The organism is Fictibacillus nanhaiensis (assembly GCF_042686385.1).
GTDB lineage: Bacteria > Bacillota > Bacilli > Bacillales > Fictibacillaceae > Fictibacillus > Fictibacillus nanhaiensis.
This window is the reverse complement of the sequence record NZ_JBHUPF010000006.1, coordinates 2,299,423-2,316,567: the sequence shown is the minus strand read 5'-3', so window position 1 is coordinate 2,316,567 and position 17,145 is coordinate 2,299,423. Positions and strand designations below refer to the sequence as shown.

General features: G+C 39.9%; 20 protein-coding genes. All 20 read left to right on the top strand.

What is annotated here, in order from left to right; translation table 11 throughout:
- Positions 1-59 precede the first annotated feature (59 nt).
- From flgG to ACFS5O_RS15355, 20 genes are read left to right on the top strand one after another with little or no spacing between them, the layout of a single operon-like run.
- Positions 60-917: a flagellar basal body rod protein FlgG gene (flgG, locus tag ACFS5O_RS15450; protein ID WP_205726109.1), complete on the top strand. Its 858-nt coding sequence runs from the start codon at positions 60-62 to the stop codon at positions 915-917.
- A gap of 49 nt (positions 918-966) precedes the next feature.
- A complete protein-coding gene (locus tag ACFS5O_RS15445; RefSeq protein ID WP_205726110.1) occupies positions 967-1,179 on the top strand; it encodes a flagellar FlbD family protein in 213 nt (70 codons plus the stop codon).
- The gene (gene fliL, locus ACFS5O_RS15440) at positions 1,180-1,608 is read left to right on the top strand and encodes a flagellar basal body-associated protein FliL (RefSeq protein WP_082861356.1); all 429 of its coding nucleotides are present in this window, start codon (positions 1,180-1,182) and stop codon (positions 1,606-1,608) included.
- A gap of 34 nt (positions 1,609-1,642) precedes the next feature.
- Positions 1,643-2,635, top strand: coding sequence for a flagellar motor switch protein FliM (gene fliM, locus ACFS5O_RS15435; protein ID WP_066393678.1), 993 nt, complete (start codon positions 1,643-1,645; stop codon positions 2,633-2,635).
- Positions 2,629-3,765: a flagellar motor switch phosphatase FliY gene (gene fliY, locus ACFS5O_RS15430; RefSeq protein ID WP_205726111.1), complete on the top strand. Its 1,137-nt coding sequence runs from the start codon at positions 2,629-2,631 to the stop codon at positions 3,763-3,765. Before fliM ends, fliY begins: the two co-directional genes overlap by 7 nt.
- An 18-nt stretch (positions 3,766-3,783) precedes the next feature.
- The gene (locus ACFS5O_RS15425) at positions 3,784-4,146 is read left to right on the top strand and encodes a response regulator (protein ID WP_066240809.1); all 363 of its coding nucleotides are present in this window, start codon (positions 3,784-3,786) and stop codon (positions 4,144-4,146) included.
- Positions 4,147-4,153: 7 nt separating this feature from the next.
- Positions 4,154-4,807, top strand: a complete 654-nt coding sequence (locus ACFS5O_RS15420) for a flagellar biosynthetic protein FliO (RefSeq protein WP_205726112.1) — start codon at positions 4,154-4,156, stop codon at positions 4,805-4,807.
- Positions 4,800-5,480 carry a flagellar type III secretion system pore protein FliP gene (fliP, locus tag ACFS5O_RS15415; protein ID WP_205726113.1) on the top strand — a complete coding sequence of 227 codons (681 nt, stop codon included), beginning with the start codon at positions 4,800-4,802 and terminating at the stop codon, positions 5,478-5,480. Before ACFS5O_RS15420 ends, fliP begins: the two co-directional genes overlap by 8 nt.
- A gap of 13 nt (positions 5,481-5,493) precedes the next feature.
- Entirely contained in the window at positions 5,494-5,763 is a 270-nt protein-coding gene (gene fliQ, locus ACFS5O_RS15410; RefSeq protein ID WP_066393686.1) for a flagellar biosynthesis protein FliQ, read from the top strand.
- A 4-nt stretch (positions 5,764-5,767) separates the two neighbouring features.
- Positions 5,768-6,538 (top strand): flagellar biosynthetic protein FliR, encoded by a 771-nt coding sequence (gene fliR / locus ACFS5O_RS15405; RefSeq protein WP_205726114.1) that lies wholly within the window; start codon positions 5,768-5,770, stop codon positions 6,536-6,538.
- Positions 6,539-6,542: 4 nt separating this feature from the next.
- Positions 6,543-7,622 (top strand): flagellar biosynthesis protein FlhB, encoded by a 1,080-nt coding sequence (flhB, locus tag ACFS5O_RS15400; RefSeq protein ID WP_205726115.1) that lies wholly within the window; start codon positions 6,543-6,545, stop codon positions 7,620-7,622.
- A 23-nt stretch (positions 7,623-7,645) separates the two neighbouring features.
- Positions 7,646-9,679: a flagellar biosynthesis protein FlhA gene (flhA, locus tag ACFS5O_RS15395; RefSeq protein ID WP_205726116.1), complete on the top strand. Its 2,034-nt coding sequence runs from the start codon at positions 7,646-7,648 to the stop codon at positions 9,677-9,679.
- Complete coding sequence (gene flhF / locus ACFS5O_RS15390) at positions 9,679-10,800, top strand: flagellar biosynthesis GTPase FlhF (protein ID WP_205726117.1); 1,122 nt, start codon at positions 9,679-9,681, stop codon at positions 10,798-10,800. The genes flhA and flhF overlap by 1 nt, the downstream gene beginning before the upstream one ends.
- Entirely contained in the window at positions 10,793-11,650 is an 858-nt protein-coding gene (locus tag ACFS5O_RS15385; protein WP_205726118.1) for a MinD/ParA family protein, read from the top strand. The genes flhF and ACFS5O_RS15385 overlap by 8 nt, the downstream gene beginning before the upstream one ends.
- A gap of 7 nt (positions 11,651-11,657) precedes the next feature.
- Entirely contained in the window at positions 11,658-12,704 is a 1,047-nt protein-coding gene (locus ACFS5O_RS15380) for a protein-glutamate methylesterase/protein-glutamine glutaminase (RefSeq protein ID WP_205726119.1), read from the top strand.
- An 18-nt stretch (positions 12,705-12,722) separates the two neighbouring features.
- Positions 12,723-14,756, top strand: coding sequence for a chemotaxis protein CheW (locus tag ACFS5O_RS15375; RefSeq protein ID WP_205726120.1), 2,034 nt, complete (start codon positions 12,723-12,725; stop codon positions 14,754-14,756).
- A gap of 11 nt (positions 14,757-14,767) precedes the next feature.
- Positions 14,768-15,232, top strand: coding sequence for a chemotaxis protein CheW (locus ACFS5O_RS15370; RefSeq protein WP_379839366.1), 465 nt, complete (start codon positions 14,768-14,770; stop codon positions 15,230-15,232).
- Between the two features lies 1 nt (position 15,233).
- Positions 15,234-15,866, top strand: a complete 633-nt coding sequence (locus tag ACFS5O_RS15365) for a chemotaxis protein CheC (protein ID WP_205726121.1) — start codon at positions 15,234-15,236, stop codon at positions 15,864-15,866.
- On the top strand, positions 15,859-16,347 hold the full coding sequence (locus ACFS5O_RS15360) for a chemotaxis protein CheD (RefSeq protein WP_205726122.1): 489 nt from the start codon (positions 15,859-15,861) through the stop codon (positions 16,345-16,347). The genes ACFS5O_RS15365 and ACFS5O_RS15360 overlap by 8 nt, the downstream gene beginning before the upstream one ends.
- 27 nt (positions 16,348-16,374) lie before the next feature.
- Positions 16,375-17,139, top strand: coding sequence for a FliA/WhiG family RNA polymerase sigma factor (locus tag ACFS5O_RS15355; RefSeq protein ID WP_066393712.1), 765 nt, complete (start codon positions 16,375-16,377; stop codon positions 17,137-17,139).
- The last annotated feature ends 6 nt before the right edge of the window (positions 17,140-17,145 follow it).

The following is a 17,145-nucleotide window of genomic DNA, read 5'->3' as shown; positions in this document are numbered from 1 at the left end:
TCACAAAACTGCCGATTGTTAGAAGCAGTTAATAAACCAAGTAAGGGAGATAAAAACAAATGTTACGTTCTATGTATTCAGGAATCAGTGGTATGAAAAACTTTCAGGTGAAGCTAGATGTAATCGGAAATAACATCGCAAACGTTAATACGTACGGATTTAAGAAAGGCCGTACAACTTTTAAGGACCTTGTGAGTCAGCAAATTGCTGGGGCTAGTGCTCCTTCTGCTGCTACTAATGGAAGAGGAGGAGTTAATCCTTTACAAGTAGGATTAGGCTCACAATTATCAACAATAGACACAGTTCATACACAAGGAAGTCTGCAAACAACAGGTAGACCTTTAGATCTAGGAATCTCTGGAGATGGATTTTTTATTGTAAATGATGGAACGAATGATTTTGTGACTAGAGCAGGTAATTTTTATTTAGATAAAAATGGAAATTTGGTTAACTCTGATGGAATGTTTCTTATTGCAGCTGAACCAAACAATACTAACACAGGGGTATTGGGTACTGCAGGAAAAATTTCTATACCTACAGATGCTAAAAGTTTTAGTATCGGACCAGATGGAATGGTGACATATATTCAAGAGGGGGTCAGTACACCAAAAGTTGCTGGGCAAATACTTTTAGCTAAGTTCTCCAATACAGGTGGTTTAGAAAAAGTCGGCGGAAATCTTTACAGAGAAACTACCAACTCTGGAACTATTCGAAATGGAACTAACTATACCAATGTTTCCGCTCCCGGAACTGATGGTGCAGGTGGAGTTGTAGCGGGTGCTCTCGAAATGTCCAACGTAGACTTATCTGAAGAGTTCACCGAGATGATTGTTGCACAGCGTGGATTCCAAGCGAATACAAGAATCATCACGACATCGGATGAGATCCTTCAAGAACTAGTGAACTTAAAACGTTAACGTGAAGGGAGGTAGGGGTAAGCAGGTAACGGCTTAACCCCCGAAACTCATGATTTCATTAACACAACTAAATGGCAATACGTTTACGTTGAATGCGATCTATATCGAACAGATTCAATCGTTTCCGGATACTACGATCACATTAACTACTGGCAAAAAGTTTGTGGTTAAAGAAAGTGAAGAAGAGGTTGCTCAATTGATAGCAGCTTTTTATAGAGATATTACGCTATTGCCAATAAGTCAGAAAAAGGAGGGTCTGTAGTTGGGAAAAAATAAAGTGGTAACGATCATGTTCTCCATGCTTGTAGCGATCGGTTTAATCGGCGCTGCAGGATATTACGGGTTTAAGCAGTTCTCACCTAAGACCGAAGCTTCTGAACCTACAGCAGAAGAACTGGACAAGCTGATGGTCGAAACCAATGAAATGACAACCAATCTTGCAGATCAGTCTTATGTAAAGATTCAGTTCAAGATTCAAGCGGATAATGAAGATGCTAAACACGAACTTGAGAAAAGATTGTTTCAAGTGAACAACCTGATCATCTATGAGATCTCGAACAAAAAAACAGAAGAACTATCTGGACAACAAGGATTGATCTCTCTTGAAGACAAGTTGAAAACAGAGATTAATAAGGTTATGCAAGATGGGAAAGTAGTCAGAGTCTACACAACTCAAAAGATCATACAATAATTCACTAAAAACGGCATGAAAAGAGGTGAGACTCTTGGTTGATGTTTTGTCACAAAACGAAATAGATGCTCTTCTCTCCGCCCTTTCCACCGGAGAGATGGATGCAGAAGAGCTTAAAAAGGAAGAGTCAGAGAAAAAGGTTAAAGTATACGATTTTAAAAGAGCCCTTCGTTTTTCGAAAGAGCAGATTCGCAGTTTAACGAGATTGCATGAGAACTTTGCAAGACTATTAACGACTTACTTTTCAGCTCAGCTTAGAACGTACGTCCAGATCGGTGTTGCATCTGTTGACCAGCTGCCTTATGAAGAATTCATCCGTTCTGTTCCGAAGATGACGCTGTTGAATGTGTTCGAAGCCCATCCTTTTGAAGGGCGAATCTTAATGGAAGTCAATCCGAATATCGCATATGCCATGCTTGATAGAGTGATGGGTGGTAGCGGCGCTGGAATGAATAAGATCGAGAATTTAACTGAGATCGAGACCAGAATCATGAATCAGTTATTTGAAAACACACTTGATAGTTTTAAAGAAGCATGGACAAGTGTGATCGAACTGGAGCCATTCATGCTCGATTTGGAAGTGAATCCGCAATTTTTACAGATGGTTTCTCCGAACGAAACGGTAGTCGTGATCTCTTTGAATACGACGATTGGTGAAACGAGCGGAATGATCAACATCTGTCTCCCACATGTTGTCATAGAGCCGATCATTCCTAAGCTCTCCGTTCATCATTGGATGCAGAATAAGAAGAAAACACCAATCCCGGGAGAGACAGAATTTATTGAACAAAAGATAAAGAACGCCTTCTTGCCTTTTAAAGTTGAGTTAGGATCTTCAGACATGTCAATCGAAGAATTTCTAAACTTATCAATTGGTGACTGTATTGAACTAGATCAACGGATCAACCAACCTCTCGTGATAAAAGTAGAAAACAATCCGAAGTTCTACGGTCAACCCGGAAAGGTAAAGAAAAAGTTAGCCGTTCAAATTATCGAAACCATTAAGGAGGATGAGGATCAATGGTAAGTGGAGATATGCTTTCACAAGACGAAATTGATGCTTTGTTGAATGGTGGAAGTCCTTCCTCGTCCGGAGAGACCGAAACCGAAGAATACCTATCATCGATCGAACGTGATGCTTTAGGTGAGATCGGAAACATCTCGTTTGGAAGTGCTGCAACAGCACTATCCACGTTGTTAAATCAAAAAGTAGACATCACGACGCCGACGGTAACAGTTGTTAAACGCACCGAGCTAAAAGATGAGTTTCCGATTCCGCATGTTGCAGTCCAAGTTACGTATACAGAAGGGATCGAAGGAGCTAACTTGTTAGTGATCCGAAAGACAGATGCACAGATCATTGCTGACTTAATGCTTGGCGGCGAAGGTACAAATCCATCTCCTGATTTTGGAGAATTGCAACTAAGTGCTGTTGGTGAAGCGATGAATCAGATGATGGGATCAGCTTCTACATCGATGTCTACGATCTTTAATAAAAAGGTAGATATCTCTCCACCTAAAATTGATTTTCTGGATATTGAATCAAACACGAGTTTAATTCCTGATGAAGAGATACTAGTCAAAGTTTCATTCCGACTTAAAGTGGGTGAACTGATTGATTCGAATATCATGCAGCTCATTGATGCTGAGTTTTCAAAGGACCTTGTACATAAGTTGATGAATCCTGAACCAGTTGTTGAAAAAGAACCGGTTGCGGACTATGTACCTCATGAAGAAATTGCTCAACCAACTGCACCGGTAGATCATTATCAAGAGCGTCCTATTAGTGAGCCAAGACGTGATCCTCAGCCTGCTTATCAACCGCAGATGAGAGATGTTTCCATCCAGCCGGCAAGCTTTTCGGACTTTGGAGATTATGAGACGAACCAAAGAGATACGAAAAATTTAGACATGCTGTTAGACATTCCACTTCAAGTAACGGTTGAGCTAGGAAGAACGAAAAAAACGATCAAAGATATTTTAGAGATGTCTCAAGGTTCAATCGTTGAGCTCGATAAACTAGCTGGTGAACCAGTTGATATCTTTGTAAACCAAAAGATGATCGCAAAAGGCGAGGTTGTTGTGATCGATGAGAACTTCGGGGTACGTGTAACCGAAATTTTAAGTCAGCGTGATCGCTTAGAAAAATTGAAATAATTATCGGAGGTAAGTGACATGGGAGAACGTATTTTAGTTGTTGATGATGCAGCATTTATGAGAATGATGATCAAGGATATTCTAGTGAAAAATGGTTTTGATGTAGTAGGTGAAGCAGCAGATGGTGCGCAAGCAATCGAGAAATTCCAAGAGTTAAAACCAGATCTCGTTACGATGGATATCACGATGCCAGAGATGGACGGCATCTCAGCTTTAAAAGAGATCAAGAAAACGAACCCTGAAGCAAAGATTATCATGTGTTCAGCGATGGGGCAGCAGGCGATGGTTATCGATGCGATCCAAGCTGGCGCAAAAGATTTTATCGTCAAGCCGTTTGCAGCTGACCGTGTAATCGAAGCGATCAAGAAAACTTTAGGATAAGCCTTTCATGTATCGATGGTTAATTAGTTTTTTTGCAGTTTGTCTTTTGCTTGTACCATTTAGTGTACAAGCGGAAGACAGCAGTTCAGGGAAAAGTGTTTATGACACCATAAATAAATCGGATCAAAAGGGTGACAAGGAAAAAGCACCAGCAACTAGTAGCCCTGAAAGTTCTGAGAGTGAAAGCACATTCATGATGCTTGTGAAGCTCGTGTTTATGCTTGGTATCGTTCTAGCGATCTTGTTTTTTGTTTTACGCTTTATTCAAAGAAAATCTGTCAGTTTTCAAGATGGGAAAAACCTTCAGTCTTTAGGAGGCATCGGAATCGGACAGAATCGTTCCGTACAGCTGATCAAAACAGGTAATTCTGTTTTAGTAGTAGGTGTGGGTGACTCCGTAACGCTCCTAAAAGAGATCACCGATGAAGATGAAGTTCAGATGATGCTCGATCAGCGTCCGTCTCAAAACGTTTCAACGATGACGAATCCATTGAAATTAAAATGGCTGAAGAATAGAAACGAAGAGTCTAGTAGCACTTCGTCCGAAACAAAAGATCAGACGCAATCTTTTAAGAATATGCTGCAATCGATCGTTCAAGATAAGAAGAATCAGCAAAAAGAACTTCAGAGAGTGCTAGAGAAAGGGAAACATCATGAATGAATTTATTCCTGGATTAGACTTGGATTTTATTAATAATAGCGATCCAGCGAACATGGAAACTACGATTCAGCTGTTGCTGTTGTTAACAGTCCTTTCGCTTGCTCCAAGTATCTTAATTCTTATGACCTGTTTTACGAGGATTATCATTGTCTTATCTTTTGTAAGAACTTCATTAGCGACACAGCAGATGCCGCCTAACCAAGTTTTGATTGGAATTGCATTGTTCTTAACGTTTTTTATCATGGCGCCAGTGATGCATGAGGTAAACAAAGAAGCGGTCCAGCCGTTAGTAAAAGGTGAGATCTCACAAGAAGAGGCGTTTGATAAAGGAAGTCTTCCGATCAAAGAATTCATGGCAAAACATACACGTCAGAAAGATCTGATGCTGTTTATGGAATATTCAGGTGCGAAAAAGCCAGAAAGTATTAAAGATATCCCTTTAACGACACTTGTTCCGGCGTTTGCCATAAGTGAACTTAAGACAGCCTTTCAAATTGGATTCATGATCTTTGTACCGTTCTTGATCATAGATATGGTCGTTGCGTCCATTTTAATGGCGATGGGGATGATGATGCTGCCGCCCGTTATGATATCACTGCCATTTAAGATCTTGTTATTCATACTAGTTGATGGCTGGTACCTCATCGTTAAATCATTGCTATTAAGCTATTAGGGCAGGTGAAAACATGGATTCTCAATTTGTCATTTCTTTAGCAGAAAAAGGGGTATACATGACCTTGCTTTTGTGCGGTCCGCTCATGTTACTAGCCCTGATCGTAGGTTTGATCGTTAGTATATTTCAAGCAACAACACAGATTCAGGAACAAACACTTGCGTTTATACCAAAGATTGTTGCCGTGCTAGTAGGTCTTGTGTTTTTTGGACCTTGGATGCTTTCTCAAATCCTAGGATTTACATCGAATATTTTCCAAAATTTACACACTTATATAGGATGATGAAATGGTAGATTTAGTGGCTTTCCCTGCTTTTTTATTAATCCTAACTAGAGTATCGGCATTTTTCTTAACAATTCCTGTGTTTTCCAATAAAAATTTACCTGTGATGCATAAAATCGGATTATCGCTATTTTTATCTTGGATCATGTTGTACGCTGTTGACCCAAAACCAATTCCGTTAGATGGTACATTCTTTCTGTTAATCATTAAAGAAGCGATGGTCGGACTTACAATCGGATTTATTGCAGCGATCGTTTTCTACGCGATTCAAGTTGCTGGTGGATTTATTGATCTACAAATGGGTTTTGCGATCGCGAACGTGTTCGATCCGCAAACAGGCATCCAGACACCGTTAATGGGGAGATATCTGTATACGTTTGCCATTCTATTGTTGCTAGCAACAGATGCGCATCACATGTTACTTGATGGAATCTTTTATAGTTATCAATTTTTACCCATCGATTCGACCATATCTAATTTTGGTGATGGCGGGGTCATGAAGTTTGTACTAAGTGTGTTCTCCGGTATGTTCTTAGTTGCGCTGCAGATGGCGATTCCGATCGTAGGCACGTTGTTTCTAGCAGATCTAGCGCTTGGGATCGTAGCAAGAACCGTTCCGCAGATGAACATCTTTGTTATCGGTCTGCCGGTGAAGATCCTGATTGCTCTTGTATTGTTCTTAGTCGTAATGCCCGCATTCTTTGTATCTGTTCAGATGCTGGTCGATCAGATGCGTGACAGCATGATTAACTTAATGGAATTGTTGGGAGCGTAAGTCAATGAGATATCCAATTCAACTACAATACTTTTCAGGAGAAAAAACGGAAAAAGCAACACCAAAAAAAAGGCAGGAAAGTAGAAAAAAAGGTCAAGTAGCGAAAAGTGCTGACATCAATGCTGCACTTGTGCTGTTTGCATCTGTCATGTTTCTATCCTTTATGGGGGGGTGGATGGGGCAAAGATTACTTCACCTCTTCGCATACAGCTTAGATAAAAAACTACTTTATGACGTTACAGAATCTAGTATTCCTAAACTGTTTTGGGAGCTTTCTCTTGAAGTCGCCATGATCATAGCACCTGTAATGATTGCAGCAATGGTCGCTGGTGTGTTAGGAAACTATTTGCAAGTTGGCTTTTTATTATCAACAGAGGCGATTCAGATGAAACTTGAACGGATCAATCCGTTGTCTGGATTTAAAAGAATATACTCGGTGAGAGCTCTCGTTGAATTATCTAAATCGATGCTTAAGATCTTATTAATCGGTGGTGTAACTTTTTTTATCCTATGGAGTGAACGAGATATCTATTTAAGAATGAGCTTAGTGAGTATTGAATCCTCACTTCCTGTATTCGGAGGACTTGCGGTCAAGATGGGCTTTGCTGCTTCACTCGTTTTACTTTTTCTTGCGTTTCTTGACTATATGTACCAAAAATACGATTTTGAAAAGAATATTAGGATGTCTAAACAAGATATCAAAGACGAATACAAAAAATCTGAAGGTGATCCTAAGATTAAAGGGAAGATCAAGGAAAAACAAAGACAGATGGCTATGAGGCGAATGATGCAAGAAGTGCCTAAAGCTGATGTTATCATCACAAACCCTACACATTATGCGATCTGCTTAAAGTATGACGATAACAGCATGGATGCTCCAGTCGTTGTGGCAAAGGGAGTAGATCTAATCGCTCAACGCATCAAAGAGATCGCAAAAGAGCATAACGTAGCGGTTGTAGAAAACAAACCTCTAGCAAGAACGCTGTACGCCCGCGTTGAGATCGGGCATGTGATTCCTGAAGATCTGTTTAAAGCAGTAGCTGAAATTTTAGCCTTTGTATACCGTGTAAAGAAAAAAGCGTAAGGAATGAATAGGAGAGTTTACAGATGAAAGCTAGAGACATGAGTGTTTTAGCAGGCGTTATTCTCATTATCGCCATGCTCGTCATACCAATGCCAACGTTTATGTTGGATTTCTTAATCATAACGAATATATCTCTGGCACTTTTAATCATATTGATTGCCATGAACACAACACAGCCTCTCCAATTTTCCATATTTCCGTCATTGTTATTGTTAGTGACGCTTTTTAGACTAGGGCTAAACGTTTCGACAACGAGAAGCATCCTTTCAACAGGAGATGCCGGAAACGTTGTACATACTTTCGGTGAATTTGTTGTAGGTGGGAATATACTTGTTGGTATCGTAGTATTTTTCATTCTAATTATTATTCAATTTATCGTAATTACGAAAGGATCTGAACGTGTATCAGAAGTTGCTGCAAGGTTTACACTTGATGCGATGCCTGGTAAGCAGATGAGCATCGATGCAGACTTAAATGCTGGTATGATTTCAGATCGGGAAGCGAAAGAAAGACGTGAAACGATTGAACGCGAAGCAGATTTTTACGGAGCGATGGATGGAGCGAGTAAATTTGTTAAAGGTGATGCTATAGCTGGTATTATCATCGTCTTGATCAATATGTTGTTCGGAATCATCATCGGAATGCTTCAGATGGGCCTCAGTTTTGGTGAGAGTGCAGAATTGTTTACAAGAATGACCGTTGGTGATGGATTGGTGTCGCAGATTCCAGCACTCATCATTTCTACAGCGACAGGAATTATTGTGACACGTGCGGCATCAGAAGGAAACTTAGGGTTTGATATCAGCAAACAATTGCTTGCGTATCCTGTCATGCTTTTTGTAGCTGGAGGAACGATCATCATGCTTGGGTTGTTCACACCGATCAATGACTTTTTTACGATTACGATCGGAGGAATTTTAGCAATCGGCGGCTATCTTCTATTAAAAGCAGAACGTGAACAAAAAGTAAAAGAAGAAGTGGTGGAAGAAGATATACAGACAGAACAGCTGAAAAGCCCTGAATCTGTAGTGAACCTTCTGCAGATCGATCCGATTGAATTTGAATTTGGCTACAGTCTTATACCATTAGCAGACACTTCGCAAGGCGGTGACCTATTGGATAGGATCGTTATGATCAGAAGACAGCTGGCTTTAGAACTTGGAATGATCGTACCCGTCGTTCGGATACGAGACAACATCCAGCTTCAGCCGAATGAGTACAGAATAAAAATAAAAGGCAGTCAAGTCGCAAAAGGTGAGTTGCTGTTGGATCATTATTTAGCGATGAGTCCAGGAATTGATGATGAAGAGGTACAAGGTATCGAAACGATGGAACCAGCATTTGGTCTGCCGGCCATCTGGATCGGTGAAGAGATGAAAGAACGAGCTGAATACTCAGGATACACGGTTGTAGATCCCCCTTCAGTGGTCTCGACGCATTTGACAGAAGTGATAAAGAAGCACGCACACGAACTGATTGGAAGACAAGAGACGAAACAACTTGTCGACCACTTCAAAGAATCGTATCCAGCTATTGTGGAGGAAGTAACGCCAGATGTGCTTACGATCGGAGAAGTTCAAAAAGTTTTATCCAAACTTTTACGTGAGCGTATATCGATTCGTAACTTAGCGGTAATCTTTGAAACGTTGGCTGATTTTGCAAAGATGACAAAAGATACAGATCTTTTAACAGAGTATGTAAGACAAGGCTTATCCAGACAGATATCAAAAAGCTATGCGAATGAAAATGAACCTCTGCATGTCATCACACTTGGTGGGTCAGTAGAAAAGAAGATAGCGGATGCTGTTCAGCAAACAGAACATGGTAACTACCTGTCTTTAGATCCGCAAGATTCTCAATCGATCTTTGACAGCATTACATCTGAACTGGAATCGGGACGAAGTTTTGACCAATCGGTCGTTCTCTTATGTTCACCAGCAGTAAGGATGTACGTGAGGCAACTGATTGAGCGTTATCTTCCGGATGTAGCGGTTTTGTCATACAACGAATTGGAACCTGAGCTAGAAGTGAAAAGTGTAGGGGTGGTGAACATCTGATGAAGGTAAAGAAGTATACAGCACAGAACTTGCCAGAAGCTATGAAACTAGTAAGAGCAGATCTTGGAAGCGGTGCGGTCATATTAAATACAAGAGAGGTTCAAGTTGGCGGATTCTTCGGATTCTTTACTAAGAAAAATGTTGAGATTTTCGCTGGACTGGATCAAGACGTAGATTATCAGCTAACAAAGAAGCAACACAAGAATAGTATGAGAGATCAGCAACCTGTTTTTAAAGAAGAGGATCTAACAATGGAGATTCGTCAACTAAAGAAGATGGTTCACACATTGACCGTACAATCAAAAAAGCCAGAAGATACAGCACCATTTGTTAAAGAGTGGGAAGCTTTTCTTGTAAACCAAGAAGTAGATTCAACGATACTTGAAGAACTCATTCCATCATTATCTTCTAAATATGAAAGTCTGGATGAAGCAGAAAGAGAGAACTATGACTGGAATACATGGATCAGTAGCTATCTAAGCGCAAGAATGGCTAAAAGTGAGTTTGGTGGCTTTCATTACGAATCAAAATTTTTAAACTTGATCGGACCGACTGGTGTTGGTAAAACAACAACGATAGCAAAGATTGGAGCAAAAGCGGTTTTAAAGGATGGTAAGAAAGTGGCGTTTATTACGACTGATACTTATCGGATCGCAGCTATCGATCAACTGAAGACATATGCTGAAATATTAAACATTCCATGTGAGGTCGCATATACGGCGGATGATTTTAAGAGAGCGAAAGAGAAGTTCGAAGACTATGACCTTGTTCTCGTAGATTCTGCAGGCAGAAATTTTCTAAATCGATTCTATATTGAAGAACTACAAAGAATCATCCATTTTGATAAAGATATGAAAAACTATCTCGTCCTTTCACTAACTTCAAAATATCGTGATATGGAAACCATCTACAGTCAGTTTAAGAGTTTACCTGTTCATAAGGTGATTTTTACGAAGAAAGATGAAACGAAGACTTACGGTTCACTTCTAAATCTTGCAATCTTAAACAGTGTACCGGTCGGGTATGTTACAAATGGCCAGAACGTCCCTGATGATATGTTTGAAGCCGATGCGGATGAACTAATTCAGACGCTATTAAAGGAAAAAACACAACATGCTTGATCAAGCGATAAGCCTTCGAAAACAGTTGGTCTCTGTCTCATCAAGCAGTGCTCGCGTAATCTCTGTAGTCAGTGGGAAAGGCGGCGTCGGTAAAACAAATGTCACGGTGAATCTTGCCCTTTCGTTGGTTCGGATGGAGAAACGCGTTTTGGTACTGGATCTAGATATAGGTATGGGAAATGTAGACTTAATTCTCGGAAGAAGATCTCACAAGCATATGATGGACATGCTACAGAATCAATTATCTGTCTGGGAGATCATCGAAGAGGGTGAAGACGGCCTTCATACGATTGCTGGCGGTAGGAATTTCGGTTCTCTTACGAGCATAACGGATGAGATGTTGGTACATTTTATGAATCAACTAGAAGAATTAGAGAGATTTTATGATTTTATTTTTCTAGATATGGGTGCAGGTGCAACAGAAACGGCATTAAAATTTGTGCTCTCAAGCCATGAGGTATTGGTAATAGCTACACCTGAGATCACATCACTAACAGATGCCTATTCTATGATGAAATTCATTTATATGAAAGATAAAGAACTTCCCTTCTATTTAGTTATCAACCGATATGAAAACCAAAGAGAAGGAAGAGATACGGTTGAAAAGTTAAGCCATGTTTGTAAACAGTTCTTACAAAAAGAGCTCATCTGTTTAGGACAGATTCCGATGGATCAAGATGTATGGCATGCTGTAAAAAAACAAATTCCCTTTTCTATTCATAAACCATCCTCATTAGCTTCCAAAGCTGTCTATCAGTTAGCGGAAACGTATGTAGGTACGGTGAAACAGCAAGAAGTATCTTATAAGTCTTTCATCGGCAAGTTAAAATCATTTTTTAAAGAAAGGTAGATGCTGCATGAAACAGATCAGAGTGCTAATTGTAGATGATTCTGCCTTTATGAGAAAGCTGATCAAAGAGTTCTTAAGTGAAGATTCTAGGATTATGGTGATCGATACAGCTAGAAACGGACAGGAAGCAATTGATAAAACACTAAAGTTAAAACCAGACGTTATCACAATGGATGTTGAAATGCCCATTTTAAATGGCATAGATGCTGCAAGAACGATCATGAAGAACTGCCCGGTTCCGATCATTATGCTGTCAAGTACAACAAAAATCGGTGCGGAAAATACGATTCTAGCTATAGAAGCGGGAGCTATTGATTTTATCGCTAAACCATCTGGCGCGATATCCTTAGATTTACATAAAGTAAAGAATAGTTTGATAGAAAAAGTGATCACATCTTCAAAAGCAAATATCGCAACAAAAAAAGCTCTGTTTCCATATAAACTTGAAAACAATGTGCAGAAGAGAATGTTAAAGACAGAGCATAAAGACAAGCTGGTTTTGATCGGTACATCGACAGGTGGTCCGAGAGCGTTGCAACAAGTGATCACAAAGCTTCCAAGTGATTTAGATGCACCCGTAGTTGTTGTACAGCATATGCCTGCAGGGTTTACGAGATCGTTAGCAGATCGATTGAATTCATTATCAAACGTTGCTGTAAAAGAGGCGGAAGATCATGAGTTGTTACAAAAAGGTTCTGTTTACATCGCACCAGGTGGCTTTCATATACGACTATACGAAAAAATGGGGCGATTGTACGTTTCGTTACATAAAGATGATCCCGTAGGCGGACATCGACCAGCAGTTAACGTACTGTTCCGGTCTGCAAGCAAACTTCAAGACTACCAAATAGTTGCTGTTATCATGACTGGTATGGGCTCGGATGGCACAGAAGGAATCATAGATTTAAAAGAAGCGGGTTCAACGGTCGTGATTGCAGAAGCAGAAGAATCCTGTATTGTTTATGGAATGCCAAAGGCCGCGGTTCTTTCAAAAAAGGTAGATGAAGTGGTTCATTTAGAGTCAATCGGATCAGCTATTCAAAACCATTTGTAAAATAGGGGGATATATACGATGGAAATGACACGATATCTCGACATATTCATTGAAGAAAGCAAAGAACATTTACAGTCTATTAATCAACAAGCAATGCTGCTAGAAAAAACACCAGGAGAACTATCAATTGTAAATGAGATTTTCCGTTCTGCTCATACATTAAAAGGAATGTCAGCTACGATGGGTTATGAAGACCTAGCTAACCTAACTCATTGTATGGAAAATGTTCTTGATGCGATTCGTAATAACAAATTAAACGTTTCATCTTCTGTTCTAGATGTACTCTTCGCTTCACTTGATCACTTAGAAGCGATGGTAGTGGAAATTTCAGAAGGCGGTAGCGGTAAACGAGATGTCACTGCGACAGTGAAAGAGTTAGAGGCGCTTGAAAAGGGAGAAGTTCCACAATCGACCCAAGCAGAATCAAAAAATAAAGCAGGCTCATTACAAGATTATGATCAATATGAAAAACAGATCATCATTCAATCAAAAGAACAAGGATTTCATGCATACGAGCTATCGATCTCATTAAGAGAAGACTGTATTTTAAAAGCTGCCAGAGTATACATGGTGTTTGAAGTGATCGAACAGATCGGGGAGATCATTAAAACGTTACCAGCGGTAGATATGCTAGAAACAGAACAATTTGGAACACATTTTGCGCTTTCCATCCTTACGAAAGAGTCTGCTGAAAATGTTAAAGAACGTATTTTAAAAGTTTCTGAGATTAATACAGTAGAAGTAAATGATATTAAGGCAGACCAACTCAACATATCTTCAAATTTCGAGAATGAAGAGAATAAAAAAATAGAGCAACAAGAAGTGTCGCCGGAAGATAAAAAGAGTGAAGTACAGCAACCTTCTAAAAAGAGTGAAGTACAGCAACCTTCAAATACGAGTAGCAGCGGAAAAACCATTCGCGTCAATATTGAGAGGCTTGATCAGCTCATGAACTTGTTTGAAGAACTTGTCATCGACCGTGGTCGGCTAGAAGAGATTTCGAAATCATTGAAAAGCATGGAACTAAACGAGACGGTTGAACGAATGTCTCGTGTGTCAGGAGATCTGCAAAACATCATCCTAACGATGAGAATGGTTCCAGTAGAACAAGTCTTCAATCGCTTCCCAAGAATGATAAGAGGACTAGCGAAAGATCTCGGTAAAAAAGTAAACCTTGAGATCGTAGGAGCAGAAACTGAACTTGATCGAACCGTAATCGATGAGATCGGTGATCCGCTTGTTCACTTGCTTCGTAACTCGATTGATCATGGCATCGAAAACCCTGAGGTCCGTTCTTCGAAAGGTAAAAATGAAACAGGTACCATCTATCTAAGAGCTTTTCATAGCGGGAATCATGTGTTTATCGAGATACAAGATGATGGAGCGGGTATTAATAAACAAAAAGTATTAAGTAAAGCAATCGAAAACGGAATCCTCACGAAAGAAATGTCTGAAAATTTGACCGATAAACAGTGTTTTGAATTATTATTCGCTTCAGGCTTTTCTACAGCTGATGTTGTTTCTGACATCTCGGGACGTGGAGTAGGATTGGATGTAGTAAAAAATAAAATTGAGTCGTTAGGTGGCTCTATCGCTGTCGATTCAACAGAAGGATCAGGAACGATCTTTTCCATACAGCTTCCTCTGACTCTATCGATCATGTCTGTCATGCTCGTTGAAATCAGTCGTGAAAAATACGCGATTCCGTTATCATCGATCATTGAAACGGCCATTATTAGAAAAGAAGACATTCTGTCTGCCCACAATCAAAAAGTGATTGATTTTAGAGGTAAAGTGGTACCTCTTGTTAACATGAAAGACATTTTTGAAGTACCTGGTTCAATGGAATCGGGTCAGCACGTTCCTGTAGTCGTAGTAAGAAAAGGAGATAAGATGGCAGCATTAGTTGTTGATTCGTTTATCGGACAGCAAGAGATCGTCTTGAAATCACTCGGTCAGTATTTAACTTCGGTATTTGCTATCTCAGGTGCAACGATTCTAGGAGATGGACAAGTGGCGTTAATTCTCGATTGCAATGCACTCATAAAATAAGGTGGTTAATCATGATGAATGAAGAAAAAGTGATCATCTTTCAATTGAAAGATGAAGAGTATGCAGTACCTGTCCAGCACGTGAAATCGATCGAAAGAATGCAACCAATCACTAGAATTCCAAGAACGGCTTCTTTTGTAAAAGGAGTAATTAATTTAAGAGGTGTTGTTACTCCGATTATCGATCTGCGTTCTCGATTCGAGATTGAAGAAGTAAGCCACACGGATACGACACGAATCATTATTGTATCAGTAGGGACGATCGAAGCGGGGCTTATTGTAGATGCGGCGAATGACGTAATCGATCTTGATAAAGAAAAGATCGAGCCTCCTCCAGAAGTGGTAGGTGGCGTTGATGCTGAGTATATACAAGGAGTGGCAAAGATTGAGAAACGACTATTGATCCTTCTTGATCTTGTGAAAGTTTTGAATCCAGAAAAGCTGGATGTACAACCCACTAAGGAGAGTATCCAATAAGATGGATTTTCTAAGAATTCAGCCTATCCATCTGGATGTCTTACGTGAGATCGGAAACATTGGAGCAGGACATGCAGCGACAGCTTTGTCAACGATGCTGAACAAAGCTGTTGATATGAAAGTCCCTTCCGTGAATGTTATCTCTTTTGAAGAAATATCTGAGATGGTCGGCGGAGCAGAGAACGTTGTGGCTTCCGTTTTCTTGAGAATCGTAGGGGATGCTCCCGGTTGTATGTTCTTCATGCTTCCCGTTGAGCAAGCTGAGAAGCTTTTAGAAGATTTACTAGTCGGTCAAACAGTGGATCTAACAAAAGAAGATGAGTCTGACATCTCATTATCTGCTCTTCAGGAAGTAGGTAACATTCTATCAGGATCATATCTTACTTCGTTCTCTGATTTTACTGGGCTGAATTTACAGCCATCTGTACCTGCCACAAGCATTGACATGGCTGGAGCGATCTTAAGTTTTGGACTTTTGGAAATATCTACCGTTAGTGATTATGCCATTGTTATCGATACAGCATTTACAGATATAGAAAGACAAGACGAGGTAAAAGGTCACTTTTTTCTGTTGCCTGACCCTCTATCCTTCTCAAAAATTTTTCATGCATTAGGAGTTCCGTTGGATGAGTGAAATCATTAAGGTGGGAATCGCTGATATTAACCTCGTTTCTCCTCCAAACACAATTAGAACTACAGGTCTTGGTTCATGTGTGGGCGTCATACTTTTTGATCAAGTAAAAAAAATCGCAGGCATGGCGCATATCATGCTTCCGGATTCATCACTTTCAAAAACTTCTATGTTAAATGAAGGGAAGTATGCGGATACAGCGATTAAGAGTCTCTATGACATGCTGATCAAGAGTGGTGCTAATGGAAAAGGCTTAAAAGCAAAGATCGCTGGAGGCGCACAGATGTTTAAGTTCACCTCCGGAAGTGAAATGATGCGAATTGGTCCAAGAAACGTTGAACGTGTTATTGAAGAGTTATCAGCTCTAAAGATTCCTTTATTAGCAAGCGATGTAGGAGGTTCTAGCGGAAGGACGATCGAGTTCAACCCTGAGAACACTTTATTAACGATTAAAACGGTTAATGCAGGAACAAAGGTCATATAAATACCAAAAAAAACGAGGAGGATTACCATGACGGAGCCATCTTTATTAGAAGAACAATCTTGCTGGGAAAAGTGGAACACGAGTCGTGATCGAGAAGCAGGTGACGAACTGATGCGTGCTTACTTACCACTTGTCAATTATCACGTACAACGTATATCGGTTGGTTTGCCTAAAAGTGTTAACAAAGATGAACTCCGATCCCTCGGTATGCTAGGGTTGTACGATGCTCTAAAAAAATTCGAGCCTGAAAGAGACCTGAAGTTTGATACTTACGCTTCATTTCGGATACGTGGTGCTATTTTAGACGGCTTACGAAGAGAAGACTGGCTTCCAAGAAGTTTAAGAGAAAAAACAAAAAAAGTGGAAGCGGCTATTGAAAGATTGGAACAAGAAAATCTTCGTTCGGTTAGCGCAAGAGAAGTTGCTGATGAATTAGGATACTCAGAAAATGAAGTAACAACCGTTATGTCTGAAAGTTTTCTTGCTAACGTTTTATCAATTGACGAAGAGAACAAAGAAACGGAAAGTCGTGAAAAAGTTAGTTACACGATTGAAGATAAAAAAGCGATCACACCTGAAAATAGTTTACTTCAAGAAGAACTTCACGGTGAGCTTGCATTAGTAATCAAAGAATTGTCTGAGAAAGAGCAGCTTGTAGTAAGTTTGTTCTACTTCGAGGAATTAACATTAACTGAAATCGGACAAGTACTTGGTCTATCTACATCCAGAATATCTCAAATACACTCAAAAGCACTCTTTAGAATTCGACAGGTTCTACAACGATATATGTAAGGGGTA

What these genes read in the sequence shown, in the direction of transcription:
- flgG (WP_205726109.1), top strand. Translation starts at nt 60, where the DNA reads ATGTTACGTTCTATGTATTCAGGAATCAGTGGTATGAAAAACTTTCAG.
- ACFS5O_RS15445 (WP_205726110.1), top strand. Translation starts at nt 967, where the DNA reads ATGATTTCATTAACACAACTAAATGGCAATACGTTTACGTTGAATGCG.
- fliY (WP_205726111.1), top strand. Translation starts at nt 2,629, where the DNA reads ATGGTAAGTGGAGATATGCTTTCACAAGACGAAATTGATGCTTTGTTG.
- ACFS5O_RS15425 (WP_066240809.1), top strand. Translation starts at nt 3,784, where the DNA reads ATGGGAGAACGTATTTTAGTTGTTGATGATGCAGCATTTATGAGAATG.
- ACFS5O_RS15420 (WP_205726112.1), top strand. Translation starts at nt 4,154, where the DNA reads ATGTATCGATGGTTAATTAGTTTTTTTGCAGTTTGTCTTTTGCTTGTA.
- fliP (WP_205726113.1), top strand. Translation starts at nt 4,800, where the DNA reads ATGAATGAATTTATTCCTGGATTAGACTTGGATTTTATTAATAATAGC.
- fliQ (WP_066393686.1), top strand. Translation starts at nt 5,494, where the DNA reads ATGGATTCTCAATTTGTCATTTCTTTAGCAGAAAAAGGGGTATACATG.
- fliR (WP_205726114.1), top strand. Translation starts at nt 5,768, where the DNA reads ATGGTAGATTTAGTGGCTTTCCCTGCTTTTTTATTAATCCTAACTAGA.
- flhB (WP_205726115.1), top strand. Translation starts at nt 6,543, where the DNA reads ATGAGATATCCAATTCAACTACAATACTTTTCAGGAGAAAAAACGGAA.
- flhA (WP_205726116.1), top strand. Translation starts at nt 7,646, where the DNA reads ATGAAAGCTAGAGACATGAGTGTTTTAGCAGGCGTTATTCTCATTATC.
- flhF (WP_205726117.1), top strand. Translation starts at nt 9,679, where the DNA reads ATGAAGGTAAAGAAGTATACAGCACAGAACTTGCCAGAAGCTATGAAA.
- ACFS5O_RS15385 (WP_205726118.1), top strand. Translation starts at nt 10,793, where the DNA reads ATGCTTGATCAAGCGATAAGCCTTCGAAAACAGTTGGTCTCTGTCTCA.
- ACFS5O_RS15380 (WP_205726119.1), top strand. Translation starts at nt 11,658, where the DNA reads ATGAAACAGATCAGAGTGCTAATTGTAGATGATTCTGCCTTTATGAGA.
- ACFS5O_RS15375 (WP_205726120.1), top strand. Translation starts at nt 12,723, where the DNA reads ATGGAAATGACACGATATCTCGACATATTCATTGAAGAAAGCAAAGAA.
- ACFS5O_RS15370 (WP_379839366.1), top strand. Translation starts at nt 14,768, where the DNA reads ATGATGAATGAAGAAAAAGTGATCATCTTTCAATTGAAAGATGAAGAG.
- ACFS5O_RS15365 (WP_205726121.1), top strand. Translation starts at nt 15,234, where the DNA reads ATGGATTTTCTAAGAATTCAGCCTATCCATCTGGATGTCTTACGTGAG.
- ACFS5O_RS15360 (WP_205726122.1), top strand. Translation starts at nt 15,859, where the DNA reads ATGAGTGAAATCATTAAGGTGGGAATCGCTGATATTAACCTCGTTTCT.
- ACFS5O_RS15355 (WP_066393712.1), top strand. Translation starts at nt 16,375, where the DNA reads ATGACGGAGCCATCTTTATTAGAAGAACAATCTTGCTGGGAAAAGTGG.